The following is a 17,547-nucleotide window of genomic DNA, read 5'->3' on the forward strand; positions in this document are numbered from 1 at the left end:
TCAAGATGCGGCAGGATCGCCTCGAACTTCGCCGCCAGCACCCGCTCGTCGATCTCCATGACCACAGCCATAGCAGAATCCTGGCAGGACAATCAGGACATGTAAAGATAATTTAGCGACGAGCCCTCAGTGGACTTCCCGGCTGAGCACGCGGTGCGAGGCCGGGACGAACAGCAGCACGATCCCGGCCAGTCCGTACAGCCCGGTGGGCGCCGCCTCGCCGTAATAGCCGCCCTGCACCATCCAGTAGCACGCCGCCAGCACCAGCAGGTGGGTGAGCACCGCCGGCGTCCTCGCCCACGCCTCCACTCGCAGCAGGCCGCGGGCGACCCAGCCGATGCCGAGGCCGAACAGCGCGAACAGGGCCCCGCCGAGCTCGGCCCGCGCGCGCAGCACGGGCTGGCCGCTGAGCCCGGCCACGATCAGGTAGAGCCCGTAGGCGAAGAGCAGCGCCGCGATCAGCCCGGTCAGCGCGGTGGCCGCGGTGACCGTGCGGGGCCGGGAAGCCGGGGCCCCAGGCATCCCCTCGGGTGCGCTCTTGTCCGTCGCCGCCACGTTCTTCGTCGGCGCGTTCTTCGTCGGCGCGTTCTTCGTCGGCGCGGTGTTGGCAGAGGCTGCCTTGGCGGACGCCGTCTCGATCGGCGCTGTCTTCGCCGACGTCTTCTTCACGCGCGTCGCCTTACCCATGGCTGTAGTGCGCTGCTGGCTCACTACCGCAGCGTACAACTCTCGTCCGAGGCCGCTGACAGCGCAGTCGCTCCTCTCATATGTACTGTTTGCTGCATGTCCGACGACCGGTTGGCCACCCCAGAGGCAAGCGACGGGCGCTTCGGCCCGGCTGAACGGTCCGAAGCGCTCACCGCCCCACCGACCGCGCCCGCGCCGGAAATCGCCCGCCGTGGGCTGCTGGTGATGAATCCCAAGGCGACCACCGCGACCGAACGCACCTGCGATGTGCTGGTCGGCGCCCTGTCGTCCGCCCTCGACCTGCGCACGGTACGCACCGAGCGGCGCGGCCACGCGGCGGACCTGGCGCGCGAAGCCGAAGCGGACGGTTTCGACGTGGTGATCGCCTTCGGCGGCGACGGCACCGTGAACGAGGTGGTCACCGGGTTGCTGACGAACGGCCCCGGCCCGCAGGTGCCGGCGCTGGCGGTCGTGCCGGGTGGCTCCACGAACGTGTTCGCGCGCGCTCTGGGGCTGCCGAACCAGGCGGTGGAGGCGACCGGTGCGCTGCTGCGGTGCCTGCGCGAGCGCCAGACCCGCCTGGTCTCCGTCGGCGCGGCACACTTCGACGGCGCGGAGAACCCCAGGTACTTCACCTTTTCGGCTGGTTACGGCTTCGACGCCGCGGTCGTCGGCGCGGTTGAACGGCAACGGGAGGCGGGCCGGCGCTCGACCGGCGCCCTGTACATCCGCTCCGCGCTCAATGAGTACTTCCGGCACACGGACCGCAAGAGCGCGCCGATCCGGGCCGTTCTCGCCGACGGCACCGAGTTGCCGCCGCTGTTCATGGCGGTGCTCGCGAACACCGCGCCGTGGACCTACCTGGGCAGTCGGCCGATCCTGGCCACGCCGCAGGCCGGTTTCGAAACCGGGCTGGACCTGTTCGGGCTCGCCAGCATGTCCGTGCTGCCCGTTTGGCGCACAGTGGGACGGTTACTCGTCAATTCGCAGCGGCTGGGCAAGGGTCGAGGCGTGCTGATCCGGCACGATCTGCCGGAAATCACCCTTTCGGCGCAGCGCCCGGTCGAGTTCCAGGTGGACGGCGACTATCTGGGGCCACGCGAACGTGTGACATTCCGTAGTGTTCCCGATGCGCTACGGGTATTCGCGTGATGTACTTGGGTCTCGGCAGGACAGCCACCCGTAGTACGCCCATGGCCAGGCGTTTTACGGAGGCGGTAACACCGTCCTGAAGAAACCTTGGACTCACTGCCGCCACCTTCGGAGCATGCCTTCGAAGACAAGGTGTGATCCAGCAGACACCTGAGAATTCCAAAAAAGCGCTCACCAAACCCTTGTGCTCGGAGCGCTGGGCTGCCAGGCTTGTTCACGGCCTTGAAACAACGGCTGTGATCGCTCAGCGCGGAGTGACCGGCCCACCAGCCGGTCCCGTGGCTGAACTGCGGCGGCGTACCTCTCCCAGGAGAGGCCCCGTCGCCGGCACCGAGACCACCAGCAGCCCAAGGTCCACGAACCCCCCGCACGTTCCGGCCGTGGTCGGCATCGCCGACCCGCCGGTTCGAGCGGAGACGCTCGTGAAAGAGTTCACATTCACAAGATCTTCTTCGGATCGGTGAACCGGGAACATTTCAACGCGCGTCTGCATTAGGTAGTAGTCCGGCGTACGTGTGGTGGCGGCGCCAGGACCACTGCCACAGCGCCGTACTTCCCGCGGCGTAGCGGTACCGCAGAATGCACTGCACAAGCGCACAAGTCGTAATGCTCGGGCGGGCGCACCCCACCCCGTCCGCAGCGCACAACGCGAGGAGTTAGGACCGATGGACTGGCGCCACCGCGCCGCGTGCCGCGATGAGGACCCGGAGCTGTTCTTCCCGATCGGGAACACCGGGCCGGCACTGCTGCAGATTGAAGACGCGAAGGCGGTCTGCCGCCGTTGCGACGTCATTGACCAGTGCCTCCAGTGGGCGCTCGAGTCCGGTCAGGACGCGGGTGTCTGGGGCGGGATGAGCGAGGACGAGCGCCGCGCGCTCAAGCGCCGCGCCGCTCGCGCCCGTTCGCGCATGGCCTGAGCGCCTGCGGCCCGACGGCTGGAGCACCACAAGTACAGTGCGACAAGCAAGAGCGTTGATCGCGACGGGACCGGTCGGATGATCCGACCGGTCCCGTCGCGATCACGGCGCCCTGAGGCATGTCGGTGCGAACAGCGACGTGATGACCGGCAGAGATGATCAGTCGTCATCTCCGCCGGCTTTTGGACGTCCTCATCGTCCCCGAGCCTCTCGCGACGCGGCGAGGGACCGATCAGTCGCCGACGTTGAGCTGCAGTGTGACGACCGTGCCGCCGCCCTCGCGCGGGGTCATGTCGAAGGTGCCGCTCAGCTCGCCGTTCACGAGGGTGCGCACGATCTGCAGGCCGAGGTTGCCCGCCGTGCTCGGGTCGAAGCCCGGCGGCAGGCCGCGGCCGTCGTCCGCGACGAGGATGGTCAGCTCGCGGTCCCGGCGCACCGCGGTGACCTCCAGCTGCGAGCCGGCCCCGTCGAGACCGTGCTCGAAGGCGTTCTGCAGCAGTTCGGTCAGCACCATCGCCAGCGGCGTGGCCACCCGCGCCGAAAGCTCACCGAAGGTTCCGATGCGCCGTGAGTGCACGCCGCGCGACGACGCGCCGCTGCCCGCGGCCGCCGAGTAGTCGAGCACCATCGCCAGCACCCGATCCGCGATCTCGTCGAACTCGACCCGCTCGTCCAGGGTCTGCGACAGCGTCTCGTGCACGATCGCGATCGAGCCGACCCGGCGCACCGCCTCGTTGAGCGCCGCCCGGCCGCGCGGCTCGTCCAGGCGCCGCGCCTGGAGCCGCAGCAGCGCCGCGACGCTCTGCAGGTTGTTCTTGACCCGGTGGTGGATCTCCCGGATCGTCGCGTCCTTGGTCACCAGCTCGCGGTCCCGGCGGCGCAGCTCGGTCACGTCGCGCACCAGCACCATCGCCCCGATCCTGGTGCCCTGCGGCAGCAGCGGGATGGTGCGCAGACGCATCGCGCCGCCGATGGTCTCCATCTCGGTGTCCCGGGGCGAGCGGCCGTCGACCGCGGAGGCGAGCGCCTCGTCGATCGGACCGGCATGCGGGTCGAGCAGGTCCTCGCACGCCTTGCCGAAGTGCGAGCCGACCAGGTCCGCGGCGTGGCCGAGCCGGTGGAACATGGACACCGCGTTGGGGCTGGCGTAGGTCACGGTTCCGTCGGCGTCGAGGCGGATCATGCCGTCGCCCACGCGCGGCATCGCGTCGAGGTGGCTGCGCGACTTCGGATTCGGGAAGCGCCCGGTGGCGATCATCTGCGCCAGATCGGCCGCGGTCTGAAGGTATGTCAGCTCCAGGCGGCTCGGCGTGCGGGCGGTCAGCAGGTTGGTGTTGCGCCCGATCACCGCGATCACCCGGTCCGCGCGGCGCACGGGTATCGCCTCCACCCGCACCGGCACCGCCTCGCGCCACTCCGGGTCCCCCTCCCGGATTATCCGGCCCGTGTCGAGTGCCTGGTCGAGCAGCGGCCGTTTGCCGCGCGGGACGACGTGGCCGACCATATCCTCCGGGTACGAGGTCGGGCCGGTGTTCGGCCGCATCTGCGCTACCGCGACATAGCGGGTCTGATCGGCGGTGGGCACCCACAGCACCAGGTCCGCGAACGACAGGTCCGCGAGCATCTGCCAGTCGGCGACAATGAGGTGCAGCCACTCCAGGTCTCGGTCGTCGAGCGTGGTGTGGTCGCGCACCAGAGCGTTCATGGACGGCATTGGCTCAGTATCCCAGGCACATCCGTCCGGGCTGACCCAGAAGGATGAGGACGGACGGATGACCAACCCGCTCGGCTGGCTGGACGAACACGCCCGAAAGCGCGAGGCGGCCGGGCTGCGGCGGCGGTTGCGGCCGCGCCCGCAGCACACCGGCCTGGTGGACCTGGCCGGCAACGACTACCTCGGGCTGGCGCGCGACCCGCGGGTGACCGAGGCGGCCGCGCGCGCGGCGCGGGAATGGGGCGGCGGCTCGACCGGTTCGCGGCTGGTGACAGGCACGACGCAGGCTCACGTCGCGTTCGAGCGGGAGCTGGCCGCGTTCGTCGGGGCCGAGGCGGGCCTTGTGTTCTCGTCCGGTTATCTGGCGAATCTGGGTGCGATCACCGCACTCGCGGGCCGCGGCGATCTGATCGTCTCAGACGCGCTCAACCACGCGTCGCTGATCGATGGTTGCCGGCTGTCCCGGGCACGCGTGGAGGTCGTGGGGCACGGTGCAGTGGCTGAGGTACGGGCCGCGCTCGCCGAACGCAGCGAAGAACGCGCTTACGTGGTGACGGACGCGGTGTTCTCGGTGGACGGGGACGTGGCACCGCTCGCAGAGCTGGCCGCGGCGTGCTGCGAGTACGGAGCGGTTCTGATCGTCGATGAGGCACACGGGGTCGGCGTGTTCGGTGATGGCGGCCGGGGTGCGGTACACGCGGCGGGGCTCGCTGGCTCGCCGGACGTGGTCGTGACCGCGACGCTGTCGAAGTCGCTCGGGGCTCAGGGCGGCGTGGTCCTCGGGCCGTCGGCGGTCATCGCACACCTGGTGGACACGGCGCGGGCATTCATCTTCGACACCGGGCTGGCACCGGCGGCGGTCGGCGCGGCTGCCGAAGCGCTGCGCATCCTGCGCGCGGAGCCGCAGTTGGCCGAGCGGGTGCGCGTGAACGCGCGAGCGTTGCACGACCTTGCCCAGGCGGCGGCCCTTACCGCCACGACGCCGGTCGGCACGGTGACCTCCGTGCTGATCGGTGACCCGGACCTGGCGGTCGAGCTGGCCGGTCTGTGCGCCGAACTCGGCGTCGCGGTGGGCTGTTTCCGGCCGCCCTCGGTACCGGACGGCCGCTCCCGGCTGCGGCTGACCGCCCGGGCCGATCTGACGCACGCCGAACTGGACGCGGCCGGGCGGGCGTTGCACGCCGTGGCCGGGCGCATCGGCTCAGTGTCCGTCCCGCCCGCAACACACAACGTGGTCCAGACCAATAGGGCCAGAGGTCTGGACAACCGAGATTGGTCTAGTCCACAATCGTGACGGCACGCCGAACCGCGGCGCAGACCGGCTGTCCAAGCTCGTAGTCCATGCCCCGCAGGAGGAGTCGTCGCGTGCCCACCATCTCGACGCCTCTAGCCGTTGTGGACGGCGGGTTGATTGGTCCAGTCACGGTGGTCGTCGAGGACGGCTGCATCCGCGCGCTGCGGCACACCGGCGCTCGTGAGAGCGCTCACGCGGACATCGTGCTGGCCGACGGGGTGCTGACGGCCGGCTTGGTCGACATCCAGATCAACGGCGCCTTCGGGGTGGACTTCTCCAGCGCGGACGACAGCGCCTGGGATCGGGTCGCCGCCGCGCTGCCGCTCACCGGCGTCACAGCCTTCCAACCCACGTACATCACGGCGCCGCTCGGCGCGCTGGTATCCGGGCTGCACACCGCGATCGAGGCCCGGCAGCGCCAGAGCGGTTCGGGCGCCGCGCGCATCCTCGGCGTACACCTGGAGGGTCCGTTCCTATCGGCCGTGCGCCACGGCGTGCACGAGCAGCGTTATCTGGCCGAGCCGACACGCGAGGCGATCGACCGGCTGCTGGGCGCGCCTGGCAGCGAGATCCTGACCATGGTGACGATCGCGCCGGAACTGCCGGGCGCACTGGAGGCCATCCGGCGACTGACCAGGGCCGGCGTGCGCGTCTCGGTCGGGCACACCGACGCCACCGCCGACCGGATCACCGCCGCCGCGGACGAGGGTGCCACCCTCGTCACCCACATCTTCAACGCGCAGCGCGGCCTTGCGCACCGCGAGCCCGGGGTGCCGGGTGCGACCATGGCGGACCGCCGCTTCTACTGCGGGCTGATCGCGGATCTGCATCATGTCGCGCCCGAGGTGTGCGGCCTCGTGTGGAAGGCCGCACGCGGCCGCGTCGTGCTGGTCACCGATGCCATCGCCGCGGCCGGCATGCCGCCCGGCGACTACACCTTGTCCGGGATCCCCGTGGTGCTCGGCGCGGACGGGGTGCCGCGCAACGCCGACGGGACCATCGCGGGCTCGGCGCTCACGCTCGACCAGGCGGTGCGCAACATGATCTCGCTGGGCCTGCCCGCGGCCCAGGTGATCGAGGCGGCCAGCCGCGTCCCGGCGGACGCGCTCGGCCGCGCCGACCTGGGCCGGATCGAACCCGGCGCGCGCGCCGACCTGGTCTGGTGGTCGGACGACTTCCACCCGCGCCGCGCGTGGGTGGACGGCAGGGAGGCGCAGGCGCCCGTCGCGGACGCCGCGTTGCCCGCCCCGCGGGAATCGTTCGCCGTGTCACCCTGACTCGCACGGCCGGTTCCAGCGCCGTGCCGGGCCCGCGGCCGGGTTCGGATGCCCGCAACATCCGCCCGCGGCGGTCGCGCCCGGCGAGCCGGTCCGCAGGCGCGGGCGGAAGTGAGGGTCTTCCGCCCGCCGCCTGCGGACCGCCTCGGCGGCGCTACGGCGCGACGGCGGGTCGTCGACGCGCGTTTGTCGTGGCGGGCTGCCATAATTGCGTAGACGCCGCGCGCCGGCCTGTCCAAAGATGGCTTCAACCTTGCGCCGACGATCGAACCGGCGGCTGTTTCGTCCGGTTCATGTCAGATAGGCCGGCTTTCATGACGCACGGGGCGTCAGTGCGGAAGCCGGGCGCACGGGGATATCTCAATACATATGAGGGTGATCGCGGCAGAGTGGATGCTTCGGGCTTCAGAGATCCACGATCCGTGGCTTGCGCGTCGGGCGGGCGCTCCGATCGGCCCGGCCACGCGCCACGATTCGGGTCCGCCCGACCGGGCCGAAGTCTTTAGCGGTCAATTCGGACAGGGAGCTTGACAGCACCCACATACGCGATACATCGTGTCCCCAAGTCGCGATGTATCGCGTTTACGGAGGGGTTAGACGAGATGAACGCACTGCAACGCGCCGGCAATGCGCTCGCGCGCGTGCCCGGCGGGCGGGTCGGCAAGTGGGTGGTACTCGGGGTCTGGCTGGTGCTCCTGGTCGGCTTCGGCTCGATGTCGGGCAAGCTGACCGGCGCGGAGAACAATCAGCCGTCCAGCTGGCTGCCCGGCAGCGCCGAGTCCACCCAGGTGGTCAAGCTGACCGGCCAGTTCCAGTCGACGGGCCTCGCGCCGGCAGTGGTGGTGTACGAGCGCGACGGCGGCATCACGCCGAGCGACGTGCACAAAGCTCAGCAGGATGCGATCGCGTTCGCCGAAGTGCCGCACACCACCGGCAAGATCGTCGGCCCGATCCCGTCCAAGGACGGCAAGGCCATCGAGACGATCGTGCAGATCGACCTTGGGGCCAAGAACGACTGGAACCTGCTCAAACCCGCGGTCGACGCGATCAAGGCGCGAGCCGCTTCAGGGGCCGCGGGGCTGACCACGTACGTCACCGGCCCGGCCGGCTTCGGTGCGACGGAGGCCTCGGCGTTCAGCGGCATCGACGGCGTGTTGTTGTACGCGACGATCGCGGTCATCGTCGTTCTCCTGCTGCTCACGTACCGAAGCCCCACGCTCTGGCTGCTGCCGCTGGTGTCATCCGGCCTGGCGCTGGCGGTCACGATGGGATTGGTCTACCTGCTGGCGGCACACGCCGGGCTCACGGTGAACGGCCAGAGCCAGGGCATCCTGCTGGTGCTGGTCATGGGCGCGGGCACCGACTACGCGCTGCTGCTGGTCGCCCGTTATCGGGAAGAGCTGCGCCGGCATGAGGACCGGCACGAGGCGATGGCGGTCGCGCTGCACCGGGCCGGACCCGCGATCATCGCCTCCGCGGCCACCGTCGGAATCGGGATGCTGTGCCTGACCGCCGCGGAGATGAACTCGACCAACAGCCTCGGGCCGGTCTGCGCGATCGGCGTGATCGTGGCGCTTCTGGCGATGGTGACCCTGCTGCCCGCGCTGCTGACCATCCTCGGCCGCTGGGTCTTCTGGCCGGTACGCCCCGCCGCCGGCAGCGAGGACCCGACCACGAACGGCGTTTGGGCACGCATCGGCGGCGGCATCGCCAAGCGGCAGCGGACCGTGTGGATCGGCACCGTGGTCATCCTCGGCGCGCTCGCCTTCGGCATCTCAGGGCTGAAGGCGGACGGTCTTTCCAACGCCGGAACGTTCACCAACACGCCTGACGCGATCGTCGGCCAGCAGGTCGCCGACGCGCACTTCCCGGCCGGCGCGGGAAGCCCGATCGTGGTGATCGCGAACGACTCGTACACCCCGCAGGTCGAGAACGCGGTGGCGAGCACGCCGGGCATCGCCTCAGTGGACGATCCGGTCAGCAAGAACGGGTACGTCTACATGCAGGGCAACCTGACCTCGGCGCCGGACAGCCAGGCCGCGAAGGACGTCGTGAACGCCGTGCGCGCCAACGTGCGCGCGATTCAGGGTGCTGACGCGAAGGTCGGCGGAAACACCGCGGTGGTCATGGACATCGAAGCGGCATCGCAGCATGACGACAAGACCATCATCCCACTGATCCTGCTGGTCGTGCTCGTGATCCTGGGTCTGTTGCTGCGCGCTCTGGTCGCACCACTGGTGCTGATCGCGACCGTGGTGCTCTCCTTCGGCGCCTCGCTGGGGCTCAGCGTGCTGTTCTTCAACCACGTGTTCCACTTCAGCGGCGAGGACGCGGCCTATCCCCTGCTCAGCTTCGTCTTCCTGGTCGCGCTCGGGATCGACTACAACATCTTCCTGATGACCCGAATCCGTGAGGAGGCGGTCAAGGCCGGTACCAGGCGCGGCGCGCTCACCGGCCTGGCCGCGACCGGCGGCGTGATCACCTCGGCCGGCCTGATTCTGGCCGGCACCTTCGGCGTGCTGGCCACGCTGCCGATCACCGCCTTCGCCGAGATCGGATTCACCGTCTCGCTCGGCGTCCTGCTCGACACCTTCATCGTCCGCTCGATCCTGGTCACCGCGCTGGCGATGGACCTGGACCACCGGATCTGGTGGCCGAGCCGGCTGGGCCGTCGCGCGACGGCATTCGCGGCGGCGGTGCCCGCGGCGAAGCCGGCTGCCGACGAGGAGACCGCGATAACCCGGTGACGACAACCCGGTGACGCAGAGCCCGTAGTCACCGTCGCGGCATTCAGCAGCATTCAAGGGTAAGGGTCCTGTTCCGCGAGCAGATCGCGGAACAGGACCCTTGTTCGTTCGCCGCGTGCTCGCGCCTACCGGGTCTGCGTGACCTTCGCGAGGGCGCGCGGGGAGTCCGGGTTCAGCCCCCGGGCCATGGTGATCTCGTAGGCGAGTTGCTGCAGCGGCAGGATCTCCAGGATCGGGACGATCTGCTCGGCGACCCCGGAGGGCAGCGTGAAGCCCGCCGAGGCGCCCGCCACGTGCTCCCGGGAGCCGACCACGACCAGGTCCGCTCCGCGCTCCCGCAGCCGGTCCAGCACCGGCTCCAGGGCCCTGCCGCCGGCCCCTTCGGAGGCCACCGCGATCACCGGAGAGACGTTGTCCACCATCGCCAGCGGGCCGTGCATCAGGTCCGCGCCGGAGAATGCGTGCGCCGGCAGGTAAGAGGTCTCCATCACTTTGAGCGCGGCCTCACGCGCCGTCGGGTAGCCGTAACCGCGCGAGGTGATCACCAGCCGGGAGGCGAAGCGGTAACGCTCGGCCAGCTTGACCACCTCGTCGCGCCGCTCCAGGACCGCGGCGGCCAGTTCGGCAATGCCCTTGGCCGCCGAACCGTCGCCGCCGCGTACCGCGTCGATGAGCAGGTAAAGGGTCAACAGTTCGGCCGTGTAGGACTTGGTGGCGGGCAGCGCCTTCTCGGGACCGGCCAGCACGTCGAGCGCCAGCTCGCTGGCCCGGTTGACCGGGGAGTCGGCGACATTGGTCACGGCGAGTGTCAGCGCCCCGGCGGCCTTCGCCATCTCGGTGTAGCCGACCAGGTCCGGTGAGCCGCCGGACTGCGAGACGGTGATCGAGAGCACGTCCGTCAGGTCCGGCCGCGCCCCGTACGCGGACGCGGTGGACATCGAGGTGAGGCCCGCCGGAACGCCGAGGCCGACCTCGATCAGGTACTTGGCGTACAGGGCGGCGTTGTCGCTGGTGCCGCGCGCGGTCAGCAGCACGAAGCGGGGCCGCCGCCGGCCGATCTCGGCGGCCACCTCGCGGATCGCCGGCAGTCCCTCGTCCAGGATGCGCTGCAGGACGCGCGGCTGCTCGGCCATCTCGCGGGCCATGATCTCGCCGGGCTCCGGGATCGGGGCCGCCTGGCCGGCCGGGGTGGTCGTCATGAGGGTGGTTCCTGATTCTGTGAGTAGCGGTTCAGATCGACGCGGCCGGTCAGCGCCTCGGCGGCGGCCAGGCCGCACACCCGGGCCGCGCCGTAGGTGCTGAGCACGGTGACGCCCCGGGCGGCCAGTTCGTCGACGCGGCCGTGCGGCAGTCCCAGTTCGACGACGACGGCGTCGGGACGCGCGGCGACAAGCGCGCCGACCGCCTCGGCCATCCACGCGTTGCGGTTCAGATCGCGCACCGCGAGCACCAGCGGGCGGCCCGCCGCGGCCGCCGACAGCGGCGCGGTGTCTATGCGCGCGTTCTCGTCCGCGACCGGCACCGTCATCAGGCCGACCGACTCGGTACCCGCTGTCGGCGCGGACACGCGCGTACCGGTCGTACCGGGCAGCAGTTCGGCCAGCGGCGCGAGCAGTCCCCACCGGGTCGCGGTGTCCACGGCGATGTTCACCAGCGGGGAGAACTCGACGACATACGGCGGCGAGCCGAGCGGCTTCAGTTCGCCGCGTACGCGCAGCGCCCGCCGCGCTGCCGCAAGGCCGACGGTAGTTCCGGTTCCCGCTCCGACTCCGGCTCCGGCGCCGACTCCGGCTCCGGCTCCGGCGCCGATTCCGACTCCGGCTCCGACCGGCGCGCCGACGCTGCTCGCCGCCCACACGCCCGCCGACCAGCGAGCGACCGCGCGGTTCCGCTCGGCGGCCTCGTACAGCCGCTCCTCGGACAGGCGCCGCTCGCGCACGGCCCAGACGATCGCGTCGCGCAGGTACAGGAACGCCTCCTCGTCGGCGAGACTGCCGCCGAAACAGATCGCGTCCGCTCCCGCCGCCAGGGCCTTCACCGTGCCCTCCGCGATGCCGTGCGTCGCGGAGATCGAACCCATGTCGATTCCGTCGGTGATGATCAGCCCGTCGAAGCCGAGCCGCTCGCGCAACAGGCCGGTCAGCACGGCGCGCGACATCGTCGCAGGCAGCGCCGCGTCATACCGGGGGAAGAGGATGTGCGCGGTCATGATGCATTTCGTCCCGGCGGCGACCGCCGCGCGGAAGGGCGCGAGGTGCAGCGCGAACTTCGCGTCGTCGAAGTCGATCAGCGGCAGGCCGAGGTGCGAATCCACGCCGGTGTCGCCGTGTCCGGGGAAGTGCTTGGCGCACGCGGCCACCCCGGCTGCTTGCAGACCTCTGATGTAAGCCGCGGTGTGACGCACCGTCAGGGCGCTGTCCGAGCCGAAGGAACGCACCCCGATGACCGGATTGTCGGTATTCGCGTTGACGTCGGCGACCGGGGCGTAGTTCAGGTTGATCCCGGCGGCGGCCAGGTCCCGGCCGATCGCCGCGGCCACCTGTTCGGTCAGCCGCGGGTCGTCGGCGCTGCCGAGGGCCAGGTTGCCCGGGTAGGAGGAGCCGCGCTCGATCTCCAGCCGCGTGACGTCGCCGCCCTCCTCGTCGATCGCGAACAGCAGATCAGGCTGGAGCGCGCGCAGTTCGCCGGTCAGCGCCGCCAACTGCGCCGTGTCGCGCACGTTGCGGTGGAACAGCGCGACGCCGGCCAGTTCGCCCTCCCCGATCCGGCGGCGCAGCCACTGCGGCGGCGCGTGGCCGTCGAAACCGGCCTGGAGCACGGCTCCCGCGTCGCGCAGCAGTCGGGCGGTCTCGGTGCCGGATGGCGCCATGGTGCCAAGTCCCTCTCGTCGTTCGCTCGTGACCGCCGGATACCGTGGCGTCCGCGCGGCTCAGCCCTTGACCGCGCCGGCGGTCAGCCCCGAGGCCACCCTGCGCTGGAAGATCACGAACAGGATGATCACCGGAAGCGAGACCAGCAGCGCCCCGGCCATCTGCGAACCGTAGTCGGCGCCGTGCGTAGGGCTGGAGGAGTAGAACGACAGCCACACCATCGAGGTGCGCTTGCTGTTGCTGCTCAGCAGCGTGTTGGCGAGCACGAACTCGTTCCACGCCTGGATCCAGGCGTAGACGCCGGTGGTCACCAGGCCGGGCAGGGACAGCGGCAGGATGATCCGGAAGAACGCGCCCCAGCGGGTGCAGCCGTCCACCATCGCCGCCTCGTCCAGTTCCACCGGGATGTTCACGATGAAGGAGCGCAGGGTCCACACCACGTACGGGATGGTGAAGACCAGGTAGGCCACGATCACGCCGAGGAACTGGTCGTAAAGCCCGGCCTTGTTCAGCACGATGTACAGCGGGATCGCGATGGACAGCAGCGGCACCATCTGCACGATCAGGATCGCCACGATGAACGGGTTGCGCCCGCGGAAGCGGAAGCGGGCCACCGCGACGGCGGCCAGGAAGCCGACGACCAGTCCGGCCAGCACCGAACCGATGGTGATGATCGCGGTGTTGCGCAGGTTCCCGAGGAAGTCCGGGTCGTCGAAGATCGTCTTGTAGCTGGAGAAGTCGAACCGCTTCGGCCAGAAGGCCGGATTCTGCGCGAGCAGGTCTCCGTTCGACTTGACCGTGGTCAGGATCATCCAGTAGATCGGGAACGCCATCACGATGCCGAAGACCACGGCGACGGTGTTCCAGAGGCCGGTCATCGCGCGGCTCTCGCTGGGCCGTCGGGCGCCGCGGCGCCGCGGCCTGGCGGCCGGCAGCCGGTCGGGCATCGCCCGGGCGGGGGTGTGGCCGGCCATCAGCCCTGGCCTCCGATCTTGACGACCTGCCGGATGTACGCCACCAGCACCGCGAGCATCAGCAGGATCATCGCGACGGAGATCACCGAACTGGTGCTGTAGTGCGAACTGGTGAAGCCCTCCTCGTAGAGGTAGACGCCCACGGTCCAGTAGCCGGGCTCGGGGGCGTTCTGCCGCAGCGACCAGATCTGGGTGAACACCTGGAAGTCCCAGATGAAGCTGAGCGAGGTGCACAGCAGCAGGAACGGCCGGATGATCGGCAGGATCACGTGCCGGAAGCTCTGCACGGGATTGGCCCCGTCGACGCGCGCGGCCTCGACAAGTTCCCTGGGTACCTGGGTCATCGCCGCGTTCAGGCCCAGCACCAGGAACGGCAGCGCGCCCCAGACCACCGCGGCGGCGACCACGACGTATAGGCCCTCGTTGGCGTTGGCGAACCAGTCGTGGTTCTTCATGCCGCTGCCGCCGAGCAGGTAGCAGATGTAGTCGATCACGCCGCCGATGCCGGCGAACAGCCAGCGGAAGACCGTGCCGGTCACCAGCGCCGGGATCGCCCAGACGAACATCAGCACGGTCGAGACGAAGATCTTGGCCCACCGCGAGACGCGGTTGAGCAGCAGCGCGAAGACCAGGCCGAGCGCGACGGAGAGGGTCACCACCTCGAAGGTGAACAGGAAGGTGCGCCAGACCACGTGCCAGAACTGCGCGTCCGACAGCACCCGGGTGAAGCCCTGGAAGCCGATCCAGCGGTCCAGGCTCGGCACCGCCAGGCGCAGGTAGCTGTTGACGTTCTGGAACGCCAGCAGGATCACCCGCAATAGCGGGTAGCCCATCACACCGACCAGCGCGACGATGGCGGGCAGGATCAGGATGTACGGGATGTACCTGCCCTGGACCGTGGCGCCGCGGCGGCGGCCCGGGGGCGGCGCCGGCGCCCGGCCTTCCGACGGCTCGACGCCGCGCTCGCGGCTGTCGGATTGAATCGCGCTCATCGTGGTTGAGGGGTCCTTCCCTGGGGCCCGCAGGTCCTGGTCCTGGTCCTGGTCCTGATGCCTGCCGAGCCGGTCCACTGTGCCGCTCGCATCGGTGCGTAGCAGCCCGCGCGGTGCGGCGCGCGGGCTGCTGGTCTCACTCAAGTACATGCCGTCCTGACGTCGTGGACCCGGTTCCGGCTCGGTGCCGGAGGCGCCGGGTCCGCGAAGGGGAGGCTACTGCGCGTTCAGGTCGCCCAGAATGGTGGTCTGTGCGGTGCCGAGGGCGGTCGCCGGGTCGGTGCCGGTGGCCACTGCCGAGAAGGCGGTCTGCAGGGCGGTCTCGTCGGCGCCGGACCAGTTCGGCGAGTTCGGGATGAACCAGGTGGCCGCCTTGGCCGCCTCGCCGGTGGCCTGGTTGGCGGGGCTGGCCGCCTCGTAGGCGGAGATCAGCGTCTTGTTGTTCGGGATGGCGAACTTCGCCAGCATGGTCTGGTTGGCGGTGTCGGTGAAGATCCGCAGGAACTCCGCGCCCAGGCCCGGGTCCGCGGCGTGCGTCGGCACGGCCAGGTCGGAGCCGCCGAGGAACGCCGGGGTGGGCGTGCCGGCCGCGGTGCCCGGGACCGGGATCTCGGCCAGGTCGCCGGCCAGCGCCGGATTGCCCGCCTTCGGGTCGACGACCGAGCCGGCCTCCCAGCCCGCGCCGATGATCGCGGCGATGTTGCCCTTGGCCATCAGCGCGTCCTGGTTGGACTCGTCCACCGTGGCGCCGCCGACCGAGTACTTCTTCTGCAGGCTGTACCAGGTCTTGACGCCGTTGACGAAGGTCGGGTCGGTCAGCGTGCCGCTCCAACTGCTTCCGCTGGCCTTCGCGATGACGCCCTTGACGCCGTAGGTGCCGGCGCCGAAGGACGCAGCGGTGTACCAGTCCTTACCGGGCAGGTAGAGCGCCGAGAAGTTCGGCACGGCGGCGTTCTTGGCCTGCACCTTCGCCAGGTCGGTGGACAGTTCGTCGAGGGTGGCCGGCGCAGTGGTCACACCGGCTGCGGCGAACAGGTCCTTGCGGTAGATCAGGACGCGCGCACCGGCGTAGTACGGGACGGCGTACGTCTTGCTGCCGTCCGGGCTCTGGCCCGAGGCGGCCAGCGAGTCCAGCCACTGCGCGGAGTTGTCGAACTGGCTCTTGACGCTGGTCAGATCCACGAAGGACCCGGCGTTTATGTACTTGGCCGTCTGGGTGTTGCCCAGTTCGAGCGCGTCCGGCGCGTTGCCGGACAGCAGGGCGGTGTCCAGCTTGGTGGTGTAGTTCGACCAGGTCTGCCACTCGATCTTGAGCTTGGCCCCGGTCTCCTTCTCGAACGCGGCCTTCGCCGCGTTGACCACGTCCGGCCAGCCCTTCTGGGCGTCGTTCATGATCCAGACGGTGACGGTCTTTCCGGCACCCTGAGTGCTGAGCGCACCCTGGGGCGTCGCGTTGTTGCCGCTCGACGACGAGCACGCCGAGGCGGTCAGCGCGGCCGCGGCGAGCGCGGCGGCGGCTGCGATCTTGCGCTTCAAGCCATCCTCCTGTGGATGCGAAGGCGGGGTGGGGAGCGGGACGGCACCGGTTCGGTTCCGGACCGGCGACCCTGGGCTTCGCCGAGCCGGACGGGTGCCACGCCGAACTGAACGTGGAGCTTCGACCGGGTCTTGCCCTGAGCCGTCGCACCGGTGGCGCCGGCCGCCGGCCGGCCTCGCCGCCGGACTGCGGGCGACCATCTCAATGGTTTAGACCAGTTCGGAGAGTGGCATAGACCAATGTGGACCGTCAAGGGTTCCGGGGCCGGTGAGCCAAGCCGTTATCAACGCTTCACCGGTCCACGGAGCCCCGCCTCCTGGTGCATACTGGTCTAGACCTCTAGGGCCGACCGGGCGCCTCTTCCGGCCCCGCCGCGACCCGCGCGTGCCGCAGCGTGCCGGCCGCGGAAGGGCTGTCCGTCCTTTACAGCGCCGTGGGACCATGGCACCTTGTGGCCACAACATCAGGAGGTGCCGTGACGGTCGAGCACAGCGCGGTGGAGGTTCGCGCCCCGCTCGTCGGGCCGGGGGATCCGGATCACGACGAGAGCACCCATGCCGCCGAGCCGGCCGCGCGCGTGCCCAAGTACTACCGGCTCAAGCGGCACCTGCTGGAGATGACCCAGACGATGCCGCCGGGAACGCCGGTGCCGCCGGAGCGCACCCTCGCGCTGGACTTCGACACCTCGCGCACGACGGTGCGCCAAGCCCTGGCGGAACTGGTGGTGGAGGGCCGGCTGGAGAGGATCCAGGGCAAGGGCACCTTCGTGGCGAAGCCGAAGGTCGCGCAGGCGCTGCAACTGACCTCATACACCGAGGACATGCGCGCGCAGGGCCTGGAGCCGACGTCGCGGCTGCTGGAGATCGGCTACGTGTCCGCCGAGGACGACCTGGCCGACCGGCTGGTCATCAAGCCGGGCTCGCGGGTGCTGCGGATCGAGCGGCTGCGCATGGCCAACGGGGAACCGATGGCGATCGAGACCACGCACCTGTCCGCCAAGCGCTTCCCCGGCCTTCGCAAACACCTGACGAAGTACTCCTCGCTCTACACCGCGCTCGGCGAGGAGTACGGGGTGCACCTGGCCGAGGCGGAGGAGACGATCGAGACGGCGCTGGCCACCCCGCGCGAGGCGGCGCTGCTTGGCACGGACACCGGCCTGCCGATGCTGCTGCTCTCCCGGCACTCCAAGGACGACAACGGCGAGCCGGTCGAGTGGGTGCGCTCGGTCTACCGGGGCGACCGATACAAGTTCCTGGCCCGCCTGACCAGACCGAAGGCGTAAACGACCGGACCGAGGGCATAACGCTCCACCCGGTTGTCCGCTGCTCACGCTCGACAGGCTCAAGTTCCACGCACATGAACTCGCACCGTCGCCACCCCGCGAAC

The 17,547-nt window shown here is 70.1% G+C and carries 13 protein-coding genes; 6 read left to right on the plus strand and 7 right to left on the minus strand.

Going from position 1 to position 17,547, the window contains the following annotated elements; translation table 11 throughout:
• Positions 1-126: 126 nt before the first annotated feature.
• Positions 127-669 carry a hypothetical protein gene (locus KGA66_RS23490; protein WP_211470700.1) on the minus strand — a complete coding sequence of 181 codons (543 nt, stop codon included), beginning with the start codon at positions 667-669 and terminating at the stop codon, positions 127-129.
• A gap of 243 nt (positions 670-912) precedes the next feature.
• On the opposite strand from KGA66_RS23490, the gene KGA66_RS23495 reads away from it, so the two are divergent.
• Positions 913-1,839: a diacylglycerol/lipid kinase family protein gene (locus tag KGA66_RS23495; RefSeq protein WP_211470716.1), complete on the plus strand. Its 927-nt coding sequence runs from the start codon at positions 913-915 to the stop codon at positions 1,837-1,839.
• Positions 1,840-2,504: 665 nt separating this feature from the next.
• Positions 2,505-2,756 carry a WhiB family transcriptional regulator gene (locus tag KGA66_RS23500; RefSeq protein WP_211470702.1) on the plus strand — a complete coding sequence of 84 codons (252 nt, stop codon included), beginning with the start codon at positions 2,505-2,507 and terminating at the stop codon, positions 2,754-2,756.
• Positions 2,757-2,988: 232 nt separating this feature from the next.
• Here the strand turns inward: KGA66_RS23500 and KGA66_RS23505 are convergent, their stop codons facing one another.
• Positions 2,989-4,470: a PAS domain-containing sensor histidine kinase gene (locus tag KGA66_RS23505; protein WP_246508433.1), complete on the minus strand. Its 1,482-nt coding sequence runs from the start codon at positions 4,468-4,470 to the stop codon at positions 2,989-2,991.
• Positions 4,471-4,528: 58 nt separating this feature from the next.
• Here KGA66_RS23505 and KGA66_RS23510 point away from each other — a divergent pair, with 58 nt between their 5' ends.
• From KGA66_RS23510 to KGA66_RS23520, 3 genes are all read left to right on the plus strand, one after another.
• The gene (locus KGA66_RS23510) at positions 4,529-5,764 is read left to right on the plus strand and encodes an 8-amino-7-oxononanoate synthase (protein ID WP_211470704.1); all 1,236 of its coding nucleotides are present in this window, start codon (positions 4,529-4,531) and stop codon (positions 5,762-5,764) included.
• Between the two features lie 71 nt (positions 5,765-5,835).
• Positions 5,836-7,041 carry an N-acetylglucosamine-6-phosphate deacetylase gene (gene nagA, locus KGA66_RS23515; protein ID WP_312887043.1) on the plus strand — a complete coding sequence of 402 codons (1,206 nt, stop codon included), beginning with the start codon at positions 5,836-5,838 and terminating at the stop codon, positions 7,039-7,041.
• A gap of 602 nt (positions 7,042-7,643) precedes the next feature.
• A complete protein-coding gene (locus tag KGA66_RS23520) occupies positions 7,644-9,788 on the plus strand; it encodes an MMPL family transporter (protein WP_211470708.1) in 2,145 nt (714 codons plus the stop codon).
• Between the two features lie 125 nt (positions 9,789-9,913).
• On the opposite strand, the gene KGA66_RS23525 is transcribed toward KGA66_RS23520, so the two are convergent.
• The 5 genes from KGA66_RS23525 to KGA66_RS23545 form a co-directional block, all read right to left on the minus strand.
• The gene (locus KGA66_RS23525) at positions 9,914-10,987 is read right to left on the minus strand and encodes an SIS domain-containing protein (protein WP_211470710.1); all 1,074 of its coding nucleotides are present in this window, start codon (positions 10,985-10,987) and stop codon (positions 9,914-9,916) included.
• On the minus strand, positions 10,984-12,657 hold the full coding sequence (locus KGA66_RS23530) for a glycoside hydrolase family 3 protein (RefSeq protein WP_211470712.1): 1,674 nt from the start codon (positions 12,655-12,657) through the stop codon (positions 10,984-10,986). The genes KGA66_RS23525 and KGA66_RS23530 overlap by 4 nt, the downstream gene beginning before the upstream one ends.
• A 60-nt stretch (positions 12,658-12,717) precedes the next feature.
• Positions 12,718-13,632, minus strand: coding sequence for a carbohydrate ABC transporter permease (locus KGA66_RS23535; RefSeq protein ID WP_246508435.1), 915 nt, complete (start codon positions 13,630-13,632; stop codon positions 12,718-12,720).
• Positions 13,632-14,768, minus strand: a complete 1,137-nt coding sequence (locus KGA66_RS23540) for a carbohydrate ABC transporter permease (protein ID WP_246508437.1) — start codon at positions 14,766-14,768, stop codon at positions 13,632-13,634. Before KGA66_RS23540 ends, KGA66_RS23535 begins: the two co-directional genes overlap by 1 nt.
• Before the next feature lie 72 nt (positions 14,769-14,840).
• Positions 14,841-16,160 (minus strand): extracellular solute-binding protein, encoded by a 1,320-nt coding sequence (locus KGA66_RS23545; RefSeq protein ID WP_211470714.1) that lies wholly within the window; start codon positions 16,158-16,160, stop codon positions 14,841-14,843.
• Positions 16,161-16,738: 578 nt separating this feature from the next.
• Between KGA66_RS23545 and KGA66_RS23550 the strand changes: the two genes are divergently transcribed.
• Complete coding sequence (locus tag KGA66_RS23550; protein ID WP_369015945.1) at positions 16,739-17,443, plus strand: GntR family transcriptional regulator; 705 nt, start codon at positions 16,739-16,741, stop codon at positions 17,441-17,443.
• The last annotated feature ends 104 nt before the right edge of the window (positions 17,444-17,547 follow it).

It is taken from the genome of Actinocrinis puniceicyclus, from assembly GCF_018283645.1.
In the GTDB taxonomy this organism is placed as follows: domain Bacteria; phylum Actinomycetota; class Actinomycetes; order Streptomycetales; family Catenulisporaceae; genus Actinocrinis; species Actinocrinis puniceicyclus.